This window comes from Geodermatophilus amargosae (genome assembly GCF_900116515.1).
GTDB lineage: Bacteria > Actinomycetota > Actinomycetes > Mycobacteriales > Geodermatophilaceae > Geodermatophilus > Geodermatophilus amargosae.
In genome coordinates this window covers 24,248-37,097 of record NZ_FPBA01000026.1, presented here as the reverse complement: position 1 = coordinate 37,097, position 12,850 = coordinate 24,248, and the positions used below count along the sequence as shown (strand labels likewise).

Here is a 12,850-nt window from a genome sequence, read left to right as displayed (position 1 = left end):
CGTCCGCGGGGGCTCCCGACGGGACGTCGTCGCTGGCAGGCTGCCCGCATGTCGTACCCGGAGCCGGGTCTCGTCGATGTCCGCACCCTGGCCGACCACCCGCTCACCGAGGCGGGGGCCGCGGCGCTGCGCATGGTGGCGCCGGGCGCGGTCACCGCGGGGCGCTTCGGACTGGTCGAGTACTGGCTCACCCCGAGGTCGCCGGGCGCGGCGCCGCACCACCACCAGACGTTCTCCGAGTCCTTCTACGTGCTCTCCGGCGAGCTGACGCTCTACGCCGGCGGGCGCTGGCAGCCGTACCGGCCCGGCGACTTCGCCCTCGCCCACGAGCGCGGGGTGCACGGCTTCCGCAACGACTCCGACGAGCCGGCGTCGTTCCTCATCCTGTTCACACCCGGCATCGCCCGCGAGGAGTTCTTCGCCGAGACGGCCGAGATGCGGCGCTCCGGGCGCAGGCCCGGCCCGGAGGAGATGACGGCCTTCTACGCCCGGCACGACCAGGTCATGGTCGAGGAGTGAGCCGCGTGACCGCGTGGATGACGTGCACGTACGCCCAGCGCAGCGGCGGCAGGGGACAGCGGAGGAGCATGTCAGGCGCCGTCCCCGGGCATGGCGGGGTCGAGGCGTCCCCGCTGGCGGGGACCGGCTGACAGGAGGCGCGCCCGTGGCGCAGGGACCGTGGTTCTACTGCCTGAAGCACCACACCGTGGAGACCCGTGACGGCTGCGCCGAGCGGCACCGCCTCGGCCCCTACGACACCCGCGAGGAGGCCGAGAACGCACTGCAGGGGGTGGCCGAGCGCAACGAGCAGCTCGACCAGGAGGACCGGGAGTGGGAGGGCCGCTGACCGGTCCCGCCTGATCCGCCCGGCATGATCGGGCCCGGTGCACCGGGTCCGCCGGTGCCCGGGAGGAGGCAGCGTGACCACCGCAGCGGAGAGTCGTCCGGTCGAGGACCTGGTCGTCGGGGTGCTCGGCGGCACCGGCCCCCAGGGGCGCGGCCTCGCCGTCCGGCTGGCCGCCGTCGGCCAGCGGGTGCTGCTCGGGTCCCGCGATGCCGACCGTGCCCGTGAGGTGGCCGAGGAGGTGGCCGGGCGGGCCGCGACCGTCTCCGGCGGTGAGGTGTCGGTGCAGGGCGGGTCGAACCTCGACGTCTCCGGTGCCGCCGACCTGGTGATCGTCGCCGTCCCCTACGCCGGGCACGCCGCGACGCTGGCCGAGCTGGCCGCGCCGCTGGCCGGCAAGGTCGTCGTCGACTGCGTGGTGCCGATGGGCTTCGACGAGCTCGGCGCCTACGTGCTCGACGTGGAGGAGGGCAGCGTCACCCAGCAGGCGGCCGCGCTGCTCCCCGACTCCGACGTCGTCGGCGCGTTCCACCACCTGTCGGCCCGGCTGCTGGAGGACCTCTCCCAGCCGACCATCGACGGCGACGTCATGGTGGTCGGCGACGTCCGCGCCGCCACCGACACCGTGCAGGCGCTGGCCGGGCGGCTGCCCGGGATGCGCGGCATCTACGCCGGCCGGCTGCGCAACGCCCGCCAGGTCGAGGCGCTGACCATCAACCTCGTGTCGGTCAACCGCCGGTACAAGGCCCACGCCGGCATCCGCGTCACCGACGTCTGAGGCCGGTCACCGCCCGGCGAGCTCCAGCAGGCCGGGGACGACGTCGGCGGGCGGGGGCATCGCGGCGATCTCGGCGGCCACCTCGCGGGCGGCCGCGGCCACGTCCGCGTCGGCCACCAGCCGCTCGAGCAGCGAGGCGGTGATCCCGCCGGGGTCCACGGCCACGCCGGCGCCACGGATGGCGACCAGGTCGCCGTTGGTGCGGCGGTCGCCGGCGCCGCGGACCACCAGCTGGGGCACGCCGGCGGCCAGCGCGGTGAGCACGGTGCCGGCGCCGCCGTGGTGCACCACGGCGGCGGCGGCCGGCACCACCTGCGGGAACGGCAGCCAGTCCGCCGTCCGGACCGGCGGCGGCAGCCGGCGGCGGGCGACCCGGCGGTCGGGGCGGACCAGGACGACGTCGAGGTCGGTGCCCGCCGCGGCCGTGACGACGTCGCGCATCAGCCGGTCGGGGCCGGGGGAGGCCACGGTGCTGCGGCTGACCAGCACCCGCGGCCGTGGGCCCGGGCGGGTGAACTCGGTGTCGAAGGGGCGGTCCGGGGTCCACGGGACGAAGCGCACCGGCGTCCCCGCCCGCGTCCCGACCACGCTCGGCGGCGCCGAGGTGAGCACGCGCGCCGGCGGCGGCAGCTCGCCGAGCCCCCGGGCCGGACGGTAGGTCCCCAGCGCGGCGGCCAGCAGCACCCCGGCGTCGTACAGGTTGGCCTCCACCAGCACCGACGGGACCCCGCGGCGGGCGGCGGCCTCCGCGCCGGCCGGGGCCAGGGGCTCGTGCACGACCAGGTCGGGGCGGTGCTCCTCGGCCGCGGCGAGGACGCCGTCGGCCATCCGGGCGCCGAGGGTGCCGAACAGCAGCCCGACCCCCGTCGTCCCGCCCCGCCCGGCCATCTCGCGGCGGGCCAGCAGCGGCCGGCGCAGCATCAGCCGGCCGAACAGCGGACCCAGCCGCAGGCCGGGGGCGACGTCGGTGGGGGACAGCTCCGGCGGACAGCTGGCGATCCCGTCGCCGGCCGTGGCCACGAGCACCTCGGCGCCGGCGTGGCGCAGGGCCAGCGCGAGCGGGACCAGCGGCAGGACGTGACCGGTCAGCGGGGACGCGACGACCAGGACGCGCATGCACCCAGGCTGGCCGCCGGCGGCCGGGCGGACAAGGCCGTCCGGCGTCAGACCCCGGTGGCCACGAGGACGACCACCAGCACGGCGACGAACAGCAGGGTCCCGCCGAGCACGCCGCAGGAGAACGCGACCGGCCGGCGCTCGCTGATCGGCAGCGCGCCCGGGGACCAGGTGCGCAGGTCGCGGCGGTCCACCGACTGCGGGACCTCGGTGAGCCGGACGCCGGTGGCGTGGGCGAACCAGGCCACCCGCCCGGCGTCCCAGTGCACGCCCTGGATCCGCACCAGCGCGCGGCCGTCGTGCCCGAGCAGCGCGAACAGGACCGACTCGGGGCCGTTCAGCATCCGGTACCGCGGCGCCAGGACCGCGCCGGCGACCCGGGCCGGTGCGACGACGCGGTCGCGGGCCGGCGGGGAGCGGTGGACCAGCGCGCCGGGCGTGAGCAGCAGCGACGTCCCGCGGAAGTACAGCAGCGCGACGAGCAGGGCCACCACGACGACGGCTCCCGCGATCGCGATCGAGACGCCCACGGACAGGCCGTCGGCGGCCAGCCGGACGACGAGGAGCACCGCGGCGAGCGGCGCCAGCGGCAGGACGTAGGCGCCGTAGGAGCGGCCGCTGGGGCGCAGCTCGGCGAGCACCGGGCCGGTCGTCGCGGGGGAGGTCACGGCGGCGGAGGGTAGGTCGGCTCGCGCCGGGTCCGCAGGACCGCCACCCGGACGGTGGACACCCCGAGGGTGTGCGCCGACGCCGTGTTCCGGGGACGGGGAGGCTGCGTCAGCGCACCCGCTCGCGGCAGGATGGGCACGTGCTGCTCGCGAACGCGGTCGCGGTCCTGCACGCGGCCGTCGTCCTGTTCATGCTGACCGGCGCCCTGCTGGCGCTGCGCCGGCCGGGGCTGGCGCGCGTGCACGCGCCGGTGGCGCTGGCCGTGCTCACGGTGAACCTGGCGGGGGCGCCGTGCCCGCTGACCACGGTCGAGCTCGCGCTGCGGGAGCGGGCCGGGGCGGCGCCCTACGACGGCGGCTTCCTCGGGCACTTCCTGTTCGGCCCGCTCGGCCTCGACGTCCGCTCCGCCGCCGTCCAGGTGGGGATGTACTCCGTGGCGCTCGGCCTCAACGCCGTCGGCTACGGGCTGCTGCTCGTCCGGACCCGGTCCGGGGAGAGCCGGCCGGCTCAGCCGTAGAGGGCGAGGACGACGAGCCCAGGCCCAGCACGATCGGGGACGTGCGCGAACGGCGGCTCCCGGGCCGGGACCACGCCGCCCCTGCGACTACTCGAACGAGTGCTCCGGGCCCGGGAAGACACCGCCGCGCACCTCGTCGGCGTACTCGCGGGCGGCGCGCAGCAGCTCCCCGCGCAGGTCGGCGTACCTCTTCACGAACTTCGGCACCCGGCCGCCGTTGAGCCCGGCCATGTCCGGCCACACCAGCACCTGCGCGTCGCAGTCGGCACCGGCGCCGATGCCGACGGTCGGGATGGACAGCTCCTTGGTCACCTGGGCGGCGACCGAGGCGGGCACCATCTCCAGGACGACGGCGAACGCGCCGGCCTCCTGCACGGCGTGCGCGTCGGCGAGCAGCTGGTCGGCGCCGGCCCCGCGGCCCTGCACCCGGAACCCGCCGAGCGCGTGCTCGCTCTGCGGCGTGAAGCCGACGTGGGCCATCACCGGGACGCCGTTGTCGGTGAGCATCCGGATCTGCGGCGCCACCCGCACCCCGCCCTCGAGCTTGACCGCCTGCGCGCCGCCCTCCTTCATCATCCGGACCGACGTCTCGAAGGCCTGCTGCGGCCCCGACTCGTAGCTGCCGAAGGGCAGGTCGGCCACGATCAGCGACCGCTTGGTCGAGCGGGTGACCGCCTTGGTCATCAGCAGCAGGTCGTCGACGGTGACCGGCACCGTGGAGGTGTGCCCGAGGACGACGTTGCCCGCCGAGTCGCCGACCAGCATCACCGGGATGCCGGCCTCCTCGAACACCTGCGCGCTGTAGGTGTCGTAGGCGGTGAGCATCGCCCACTTCTCGCCGCGCTCCTTGGCCTGCAGCAGGTGGTGGATGCGCACCCGCGCGTTCGACGTCCCGCCGTACAGCACCGACTCGGTCACGCCTGGGCTCCTTCGCGGACGCTGGGCAGGCTCTCCCGCCAGCGGTTGGTGATCGGCAGCCGCCGGTCGCGGCCGAAGGCCTTGAGGCTGATCTTCGTGCCGGGCGCGGACTGCCGGCGCTTGAACTCCGCGACGTCGACCAGGCGCAGCACCCGGGCGACGACCTCGGGGTCGTGCCCGCGCTCGAGCAGCTCGGCCATCCCGAGGTCGCGGTCGACGTAGTCGGCGATCACGGAGTCGAGCTCCTCGTAGGAGGGCAGCGAGTCGCTGTCCTTCTGCCCGGGCGCGAGCTCCGCCGACGGCGGCTTGTCGATCGAGTTCTGCGGGATCGGCTCGGTCTCCCCGCGGTCCCGGGCGTACGCGTTGCGCCAGCGGGACAGCTCCCACACCAGCGTCTTGGGCACGTCCTTGATCGGCGCGAACCCGCCCGCGGCGTCGCCGTAGAGCGTCGAGTACCCGACGGCGACCTCGCTCTTGTTGCTGGTGGCCAGCAGCAGGTGCCCGTGCTGGTTGGACAGTCCCATCAGCAGCGTGCCGCGGATGCGGGCCTGCAGGTTCTCCGCCGCCGTCCCCGACAGCTCGACCTGCGACTCGAAGGCGTCGACCATCGGCGCGATCGGCACGGTGGAGAAGTGCAGGCCCAGCCGCCGGGCGCTGTCCTCGGCGTCGGCGAGCGAGTGGTCCGACGACCACCGGGAGGGCAGGGCGACGGCGTGCACCCGGTCGGCGCCGACCGCGTCCACCGACAGCGCGGCCACCAGCGCCGAGTCGATGCCGCCGGACAACCCGAACACCACCGACGGGAAGCCGTTCTTGTCGATGAAGTCGCGCAGGCCCAGCACCAGCGCGCGCCAGACCTCCTCGCAGTCCGAGAGCGGGTCGGCCACGTGCCCGGGCCGCGGCTGGAAGGCCACCGGCTCCTCGGACAGGACCGTCCGGGTCACCGTCATCGGCCCGATCCGGCCCTCGCGCCGCTGCGGCACGCGCGCCGGGTCGAGGGTGAGGTCGACGCAGAGCAGGTGCTCGACGAACTGCGGCGCCCGGGCGAGCAGCTCGCCGTCGGCCGACACGGCCAGCGAGTCGCCGTCGAAGACCAGCTCGTCCTGCCCGCCCACCTGGTTGCAGTAGACGATCGGCGCGTTCGCCTCGGCGGCGCGGCGGCGGACCAGCGGCAGCCGCAGGTCGTCCTTGGCCCGCTCGTAGGGCGAGGCGTTGGGGGACACGACCAGGTCGACGCCGGCCTGCCCGGCCACCCCGCACGGCCCGCCCTCGACCCACAGGTCCTCGCAGATGGTCAGCGCGACGTCGACGCCGTGGACCCGGACGACCTGCAGCTCGCTGCCGGGGACGAAGTAGCGCGCCTCGTCGAAGACGCCGTAGTTGGGCAGGTGCCGCTTGGCGTAGCGGCCGACCACCCGCCCGGCGTGCAGCACGGCGGCGGCGTTGCGGGGCTGGCCGCGGCGGGGGTTGGCGTCGCCGGGCCGCTCGTCGTCGACGCTCTCGTCGCTGCCCGGCGGGGTGTCGACGGCGGCCGGCCCCGGGCCCTCGGTGTGCGCCAGGTACCCGACGACGACGGCGACCCCGCCCAGCCCCTCCCGCTCCAGCGTGCCGGCGAGGTCGGTCAGCGCCTGCTCGCTGGCGCGGGCGAAGGACTCGCGCAGCACCAGGTCCTCGGCGGGGTAGCCGGTGAGCGTCATCTCCGGGAAGACGACGAGGTGCGCGCCGTCGGCGGCGGCCTCCTGCGTCCACTCCACGACGAGCGCGGCGTTGCCCGCCAGGTCGCCGACGCGGGTGTCGACCTGGGCCATCGCGACTCTCAGCTGCACCGGACCGTTCACGCCGCACAGTCTCGTCGCCGTCGCGCGGGCCCGGCCACCGGGTGCGCGGCCGCGCTGGCCGCCGGCCACCGGCCGCGCGGCGATCACGGGGGTGCGGTTGCCGACACGCCGGTCGCGACGGCGTGTCGCCCGCGCGGCCTCCGTGACCACCGCGGCGGACGACCGCCCGGCGCGGCCGTCCCGGGGCCCGGGCACGACGCGGCGCCGCCCGCCGGTGTGTGGACGCCCTCGACCGGGCAGGCTGTGCACCGACGACACGCCCCGGAAACGAGCGGACCCGATCATGGCCAGCATGGACCGACAGCAGGAGTTCGTCCTGCGCACCCTGGAGGAACGCGACATCCGCTTCGTGCGGCTGTGGTTCACCGACGTCTCCGGCTACCTCAAGGCGGTCGCGGTGGCGCCGGCGGAGATCGAGGCGGCCTTCGCCGAGGGCATCGGCTTCGACGGCTCGGCGATCGAGGGCTTCGCGCGCGTCTACGAGTCGGACATGCTCGCCAAGCCCGACCCGGGCACCTTCCAGGTGATGCCGGCGACGAAGGGGCGGGCCAGCGACACCGCCCGGATGTTCTGCGACATCTCGCTGCCCGACGGGTCGCCGTCGTGGGCCGACCCGCGGCACGTGCTGCGGCGGGCGCTGGGCAAGGCCGCCGACATGGGCTTCACCTTCTACACCCACCCCGAGGTCGAGTTCTTCCTGCTCGAGGACCTCCCCACCGACGGGCGGCCGCCGAAGCCCGCCGACAACGGCGGCTACTTCGACCTGTCCACGCACAACGTGGCGCACGACTTCCGCCGGGAGGCCGTCTTCGCGCTCGAGGCGATGGGCATCTCGGTCGAGTTCAGCCACCACGAGGTCGCGCCGGGCCAGCAGGAGATCGACCTGCGCTACGCCGACGCGCTGTCGATGGCCGACAACGTGATGACGCTGCGGCACGTCGTCCGGGAGGTCGCCCTCGCCCAGGGCGTGTACGCCACCTTCATGCCCAAGCCGTTCACCGAGCTGGCCGGCTCGGCGATGCACACGCACGTGTCGCTGTTCGAGGGCGACCGCAACGCCTTCCACGACCCGGCCGACCCGATCCGGCTGTCGACCACCGGGCGCCAGTTCATCGCGGGCCTGCTCACCCACGCCCGCGAGCTGACCGCCGTCACCAACCAGACGGTCAACTCCTACCGGCGCCTGCTGGCCGGTACCGAGGCGCCGACGGCGGCCACCTGGGGCCGGGCCAACCGCTCGGCCCTGGTGCGGCTGCCCTCGTACAAGCCGAACAAGGGCCAGTCGGCGCGGGTCGAGGTCCGCTCGCCGGACTCCGCGTGCAACCCCTACCTCACCTTCGCCGTCCTGCTGGCCGCGGGCCTGCGCGGCATCGAGAAGGGCTACGAGCTCCCGCCGGAGGCCGAGGACGACGTCTGGTCGCTCACCGACACCGAACGCCGCGCCGCCGGGTACGAGGACCTGCCGGTCTCCCTCGGCGAGGCGCTGACCGCGATGCAGGGCAGCGAGCTGGTGGCCGAGACCCTCGGCGAGCACGTGTTCGAGTTCTTCCTCCGCAACAAGTGGGAGGAGTTCGACTCCTACCGGCAGAACGTGACGCCCTTCGAGCTCAAGCGGTACCTGCCCGGCCTGTGAGCCGACAGCGCGACAGAGGCTCCTGTCCCAGACGCCGGTGCCTCCCAGGACGTGTCACCAGGGTCGGTGCTCGTGGTGGGGGCACGTGGGCGCGGGTTGCCCACGTCCACGTTGAGGCTGTCGCCCCGCCTCACGGCTCCGCTCTGACGGTGTTCCTCGTGCTTCTGCGGTCCTGCAGGACCGCAGAAGCACGAGGAACACCCGCACAGCCCGGGGCGGGAGCCGATGGCGCGACAGAGGCCGTCCTCGGACGGGGGCGGGCCGGGGCGCACTAACCTCGGACCCGTGCCGGACCGCCCCCGCCTGCTCGTCGTCGTGCCCAGCGACACCGCCCCGCCCGCCCGGCTGGGGGAGTGGCTGCGTGCCGCCGGCCTCGACCTCGACGAGCGGCACCTCGACGCCGGCGACGACGTCCCCGCCGACCTCTCCGGGCACGACGGGCTGCTGGTCACCGGCGGCCCGCAGTCGAGCCTCGACGACGACGCGGTCAGCGGCCTGGGCCCGGTACGCGCGCTGCTGGCCCGCGCCCTGGCCGACGGCGCCCCGGCGCTGGGCATCTGCCTGGGCGCGCAGCTGATGGCGCAGGCCGGCGGCGGGCGCGTGCGGGCCGGCGCCGACGGGCCCGAGGTCGGCGCCGGGCTGGTGGCCCGGCGCGACGCCGCCGGGTCCGACCCACTGTTCGCCGCCGTGCCGCTGAGCCCCGACGTCGTGCAGTGGCACCACGACGAGATCAGCGAGCTGCCGGCCGGCGCCACCCTGCTGGCCAGCGGCGTCCGCTACGCCCACCAGGCCTTCCGCGCCGGCCGCGCGGGCTACGCGCTGCAGTTCCACGTCGAGACGACGCCGGAGATCGTGCGGCGCTGGGCCGACAGCGACCCGGCCGGCGTCGCCTCCACCCCGTTCGACGCCGCGACCGTCGCCGAGCGCGCCGCCGCCGTGCACCCCGACCTCGAGGAGGTCTGGGCCCCGTTCGCCGCCCGCTTCGCCGACCTGGTGCGCGCGGCCCGCGGCGCCGCGGTCTGAGCCGGTGACCACCGCCCGGGAGGTGCCCCGCCGCGCGGTCGTGCGGCTGGCCCGCTTCGGCTTCGAGGACGGCGAGAAGGCGGCGCTGCTGCTGTCCGACCCGGCCCTGGGGCTGTGGGACCTCGAGCGCAACGAGCCCGCCGACCCCGAGGCCGCGCCGGTCGTCTCCGCGCTCGCCCGCGCCGGCGACCCCGACCTCGCCGTCCGCTCGCTGTCGCGGCTGGTGGAGGCCCTCGACGCCGCCGACCCCACCGGCGGGTCGGCCGCGGGGCTGCTCGCCCGGCTCCGCGGCTCGGGCTCGCTGCGCAGCCGGCTGCTCGCGGTGCTCGGCGCCAGCGCGGGCCTGGCCGACCACCTCGCCGCCCACCCCGGCGACTGGACCGTCCTCGACGCCGACGGCTCCGGTCAGGGGCGCGGTCCCGTGCGGCCGGCCGCGTACGCGCTGGAGCGCCAGATGCTGGTGGCCGTCGGCGCCGACCCCGACGACCCTCCGTGGGGCGTGCGGCTGGGGAAGTCGGCGCCCGACGCCTCGCCGCAGCGGATCGCCGCGCTCCGGCTGGCCTACCGGCGGGCGGTGCTGAGCCTGGCCGGGCGCGACCTCGGTGAGGGGCTGTCGGCCGAGGACGTCGCCGCCGAGCTCGCCGACGTCGCCGCCGCGGTGCTCAGCGCCGGGCTCGCCCTCGCCGTCGCCGAGCAGCCGGCGGGCGCGGCGGCCTGCCGGCTGGCGGTCATCGCACTCGGCAAGACCGGCGGCCGGGAGCTCAACTACGTCAGCGACGTGGACGTCGTGTTCGTCGCCGAGCCGGTCGACCCCAGCGACCCCGAGGCGCCGGCGCTGCAGAGCGCCACCCGGGTGGCCGCCGCGCTCATGCGGATCTGCCGTGAGGCGGCGTGGGAGGTCGACGCCGCGCTGCGCCCCGAGGGCAAGGCCGGCGTCCTGGTGCGCACGCTGGCCAACCACGCCGCCTACTACCGGCAGTGGGCGAGCACCTGGGAGTTCCAGGCGCTGCTGAAGATGCGACCGGTGGCCGGCGACCCCGACCTCGGCCGCGCCTACGTCGAGGAGCTGTTCCCGATGGTGTGGCAGGCCGGCGACCGTCCCGGCTTCGTCGCCGAGGTGCAGGCCATGCGGCGGCGGGTGGAGGACAACATCCCGCCGGGCCAGGCCGACCGGGAGCTCAAGCTCGGCCGCGGCGGCCTGCGCGACGTCGAGTTCGCCGTCCAGCTGCTGCAGCTCGTGCACGGGCGGGTCGACGTCCGGCTGCGGGTGGGTGGCACGCTCCCCGCGCTGTCCGCGCTGCGGGCCGGCGGCTACGTCGGCCGCGACGACGCCGACACCCTCATCGCGTCCTACCGTTTCCTGCGCACCGTCGAGCACCGGCTGCAGCTGCTGCGGCTGCGGCGCACCCACCTGCTGCCCACCGACGAGCAGCAGCTGCGCTGGCTGGCCCGCTCGCTGGGCTACAAGCCCGATGCCCGCGGCACCGCCGTCGACGTGCTGCGCGCCGAGCTGAACCTGCACACCCGCGAGGTGCGCCGGCTGCACGAGAAGCTCTTCTACCGGCCGCTGCTGTCGGCGGTGGCGCGGGTGCCGGCCGAGGCCGCGCAGCTCGGCAGCGAGGCCGCCGGCGACTGGCTGCGCGCGCTCGGGTTCGGCGACCCGCAGGGGGCGCTGCGGCACATGGGCGCGCTGACCGGCGGGGTGTCGCGGTCGGCGTCGATGCAGAAGTACCTGCTGCCGGTCGTCCTGCAGACCCTCGCCGACTGCGCCGACCCCGACGCCGGGCTGCTGGCCTACCGGCAGGTCAGCGAGGCCCTCGGCGGCAACCAGTGGTACCTGCGGCTGCTGCGCGACGAGGGGCAGGTGGCCGAGCGGCTGGCCCGGCTGCTCGGGTCCAGCCGGTACGTGGCCGCGCTGATCACCCGCACGCCCGAGGCGCTGCGCATCCTCGCCGACGACGACGAGCTCGAACCGCGCGGCGCCGCGTCGCTGGCCGGGGCCTGGCGCGCCGCCGCGGGGCGCGCGGCCGACCCGCAGGCCGGCATCCGCGTGCTGCGCGGGCTGCGCCGCCAGGAGCTGCTGCGGATCGCCTCGGCGGACCTGCTGGGCCGCCTCGACGTCGCCGGGGTCGGGCAGGCGCTCACCGACGTCGCCGTGGCGACGCTGCAGGCCGGGCTCGAGGTCGCGGTCCGCGCGTGGGCCCGGGAGGCCGGCATCGACCCCGCCGACGTGCCGATGGAGCTCGCCGTCATCGGCATGGGCAGGCTCGGCGGCGGCGAGATGGGCTACGGCTCGGACGCCGACGTGCTCTTCGTGCACCGGCCCCGGGCCGGTGCCGAGGAGGGCCGCGCGGCGCAGGTGGCCAACACGGTCGCCCACACGCTGCGCCGGCTGCTGGGCGAGCCCGCGCCCGACCCGGCCTTCGAGGTCGACGCCGACCTGCGCCCCGAGGGCCGGCAGGGGGCGCTGGTGCGCAGCCTGGACGCGTTCGGCGAGTACTACGAGCGCTGGGTGTCGGTGTGGGAGGTGCAGGCGCTGCTGCGTGCGGCGCCGGTGGCCGGCAGCGCGGAGCTGGGCGCCGCCTTCATGGAGCTGGTCGACCCGCTGCGCTACCCGGAGGCCGGCCTGACGGCCGGGCAGGTCGCCGAGATCCGCCGGATCAAGGCCCGCGTCGAGCGGGAGCGGCTGCCGCGCGGTGCCGACCCGGCCACCCACACCAAGCTCGGCCGCGGCGGCCTGGCCGACGTCGAGTGGACCGTGCAGCTCCTGCAGTTGCAGCACGCCGCCCGCCTGCCGGCGCTGCGGACGCCCTCCACCGTCGGCGCGCTCACGGAGCTGGCGGCCGCGGACCTGCTCACCGGGGAGCAGGCGGGCTCGCTGCGCGAGGCGTGGGAGCTGGCCAGCCGCGCGCGCAACGCCGTCTTCCTCGTCCGTGGCCGGCCCGGGGACCAGCTGCCCCGGCCCGGGCTGGAGCTGGCCGGCGTCGCGCGGGCCAGCGGCTCCGGCGCCGACGTCGACCCCGGGCAGTTCCTCGACGACTACCGGCGCACCACCCGGCACGCCCGCGGCGTCGTCGAGCAGGTCTTCTACGGCCAGCCGGCCGGGTGACCCGCCGGGTGTGCCGGTTGCGGCCGCGGGGCACGCTGGGGGAGTGAGCTCAGCCGTTCCCGCCGACGACCTCCCCGACGACGACCCGCCCGCCGAGGGCCGGGGCGTGGGCGAGGGCGCCACCATCACGCCCTACCGCGACGGACCGCTGATCGTGCGCGGGGACTTCCGGCTGGTCGACCAGGACGGCGCCGAGATCGACCCGGGCCGCAAGACCGTCGCGCTGTGCCGGTGCGGCAAGTCCGGCATCAAGCCGTTCTGCGACGGCACCCACAAGCGCTCGGGGTTCTCCGCGCCGAGCGCGCCCAGCCGGCCCCGCCCGGCCGCGGCGATCCTGCATCAGGCCGGCCGGCCGGCGCCCGACTGAGCGGACGCACGGCGGCGCGGGCCGGCCCCGTGCCCGGC

12 protein-coding genes are annotated in these 12,850 nt (G+C 76.2%); 8 read left to right on the top strand and 4 right to left on the bottom strand.

Features of this window, described 5'->3' with window-relative positions:
- Positions 1-48: 48 nt before the first annotated feature.
- The 3 genes from BM414_RS23835 to npdG all read left to right on the top strand — a co-directional run bounded on the left by BM414_RS23835 (position 49) and on the right by npdG (position 1,622).
- The gene (locus tag BM414_RS23835; protein ID WP_093583636.1) at positions 49-519 is read left to right on the top strand and encodes a cupin domain-containing protein; all 471 of its coding nucleotides are present in this window, start codon (positions 49-51) and stop codon (positions 517-519) included.
- Between the two features lie 145 nt (positions 520-664).
- Positions 665-847, top strand: a complete 183-nt coding sequence (locus BM414_RS23830) for a hypothetical protein (RefSeq protein WP_093583635.1) — start codon at positions 665-667, stop codon at positions 845-847.
- 73 nt (positions 848-920) lie between these two features.
- The gene (gene npdG, locus BM414_RS23825; RefSeq protein WP_093583633.1) at positions 921-1,622 is read left to right on the top strand and encodes an NADPH-dependent F420 reductase; all 702 of its coding nucleotides are present in this window, start codon (positions 921-923) and stop codon (positions 1,620-1,622) included.
- A gap of 6 nt (positions 1,623-1,628) precedes the next feature.
- Here npdG and BM414_RS23820 read toward each other — a convergent pair whose 3' ends face one another.
- Together BM414_RS23820 and BM414_RS23815 are read right to left on the bottom strand one after the other, a co-directional pair.
- Positions 1,629-2,738: a glycosyltransferase gene (locus BM414_RS23820; RefSeq protein WP_093583631.1), complete on the bottom strand. Its 1,110-nt coding sequence runs from the start codon at positions 2,736-2,738 to the stop codon at positions 1,629-1,631.
- A 47-nt stretch (positions 2,739-2,785) separates the two neighbouring features.
- On the bottom strand, positions 2,786-3,406 hold the full coding sequence (locus BM414_RS23815) for a hypothetical protein (protein WP_093583629.1): 621 nt from the start codon (positions 3,404-3,406) through the stop codon (positions 2,786-2,788).
- Between the two features lie 140 nt (positions 3,407-3,546).
- Here BM414_RS23815 and BM414_RS23810 point away from each other — a divergent pair, with 140 nt between their 5' ends.
- Positions 3,547-3,924, top strand: coding sequence for a DUF2784 domain-containing protein (locus tag BM414_RS23810; protein WP_093583627.1), 378 nt, complete (start codon positions 3,547-3,549; stop codon positions 3,922-3,924).
- A gap of 87 nt (positions 3,925-4,011) precedes the next feature.
- Here the strand turns inward: BM414_RS23810 and panB are convergent, their stop codons facing one another.
- A complete protein-coding gene (gene panB / locus BM414_RS23805) occupies positions 4,012-4,842 on the bottom strand; it encodes a 3-methyl-2-oxobutanoate hydroxymethyltransferase (protein ID WP_093583625.1) in 831 nt (276 codons plus the stop codon).
- Positions 4,839-6,680, bottom strand: a complete 1,842-nt coding sequence (locus tag BM414_RS23800; RefSeq protein ID WP_217644911.1) for an NAD+ synthase — start codon at positions 6,678-6,680, stop codon at positions 4,839-4,841. Before BM414_RS23800 ends, panB begins: the two co-directional genes overlap by 4 nt.
- 292 nt (positions 6,681-6,972) lie before the next feature.
- Here BM414_RS23800 and glnA point away from each other — a divergent pair, with 292 nt between their 5' ends.
- The 4 genes from glnA (at position 6,973) to BM414_RS23780 (ending at position 12,812) form a co-directional block, all read left to right on the top strand.
- Positions 6,973-8,313: a type I glutamate--ammonia ligase gene (gene glnA, locus BM414_RS23795; protein ID WP_093583717.1), complete on the top strand. Its 1,341-nt coding sequence runs from the start codon at positions 6,973-6,975 to the stop codon at positions 8,311-8,313.
- A gap of 285 nt (positions 8,314-8,598) precedes the next feature.
- Complete coding sequence (locus tag BM414_RS23790; RefSeq protein ID WP_245784947.1) at positions 8,599-9,336, top strand: type 1 glutamine amidotransferase; 738 nt, start codon at positions 8,599-8,601, stop codon at positions 9,334-9,336.
- A gap of 4 nt (positions 9,337-9,340) precedes the next feature.
- Positions 9,341-12,445 carry a bifunctional [glutamine synthetase] adenylyltransferase/[glutamine synthetase]-adenylyl-L-tyrosine phosphorylase gene (locus BM414_RS23785; RefSeq protein WP_093583622.1) on the top strand — a complete coding sequence of 1,035 codons (3,105 nt, stop codon included), beginning with the start codon at positions 9,341-9,343 and terminating at the stop codon, positions 12,443-12,445.
- A gap of 43 nt (positions 12,446-12,488) precedes the next feature.
- Positions 12,489-12,812, top strand: a complete 324-nt coding sequence (locus BM414_RS23780; RefSeq protein ID WP_093583620.1) for a CDGSH iron-sulfur domain-containing protein — start codon at positions 12,489-12,491, stop codon at positions 12,810-12,812.
- Positions 12,813-12,850 lie beyond the last annotated feature (38 nt).

Coding starts and splice junctions, on each gene's coding strand:
- BM414_RS23820 (WP_093583631.1), bottom strand. CDS start 2,738: ATGCGCGTCCTGGTCGTCGCGTCCCCGCTGACCGGTCACGTCCTGCCG.
- glnA (WP_093583717.1), top strand. CDS start 6,973: ATGGACCGACAGCAGGAGTTCGTCCTGCGCACCCTGGAGGAACGCGAC.
- BM414_RS23835 (WP_093583636.1), top strand. CDS start 49: ATGTCGTACCCGGAGCCGGGTCTCGTCGATGTCCGCACCCTGGCCGAC.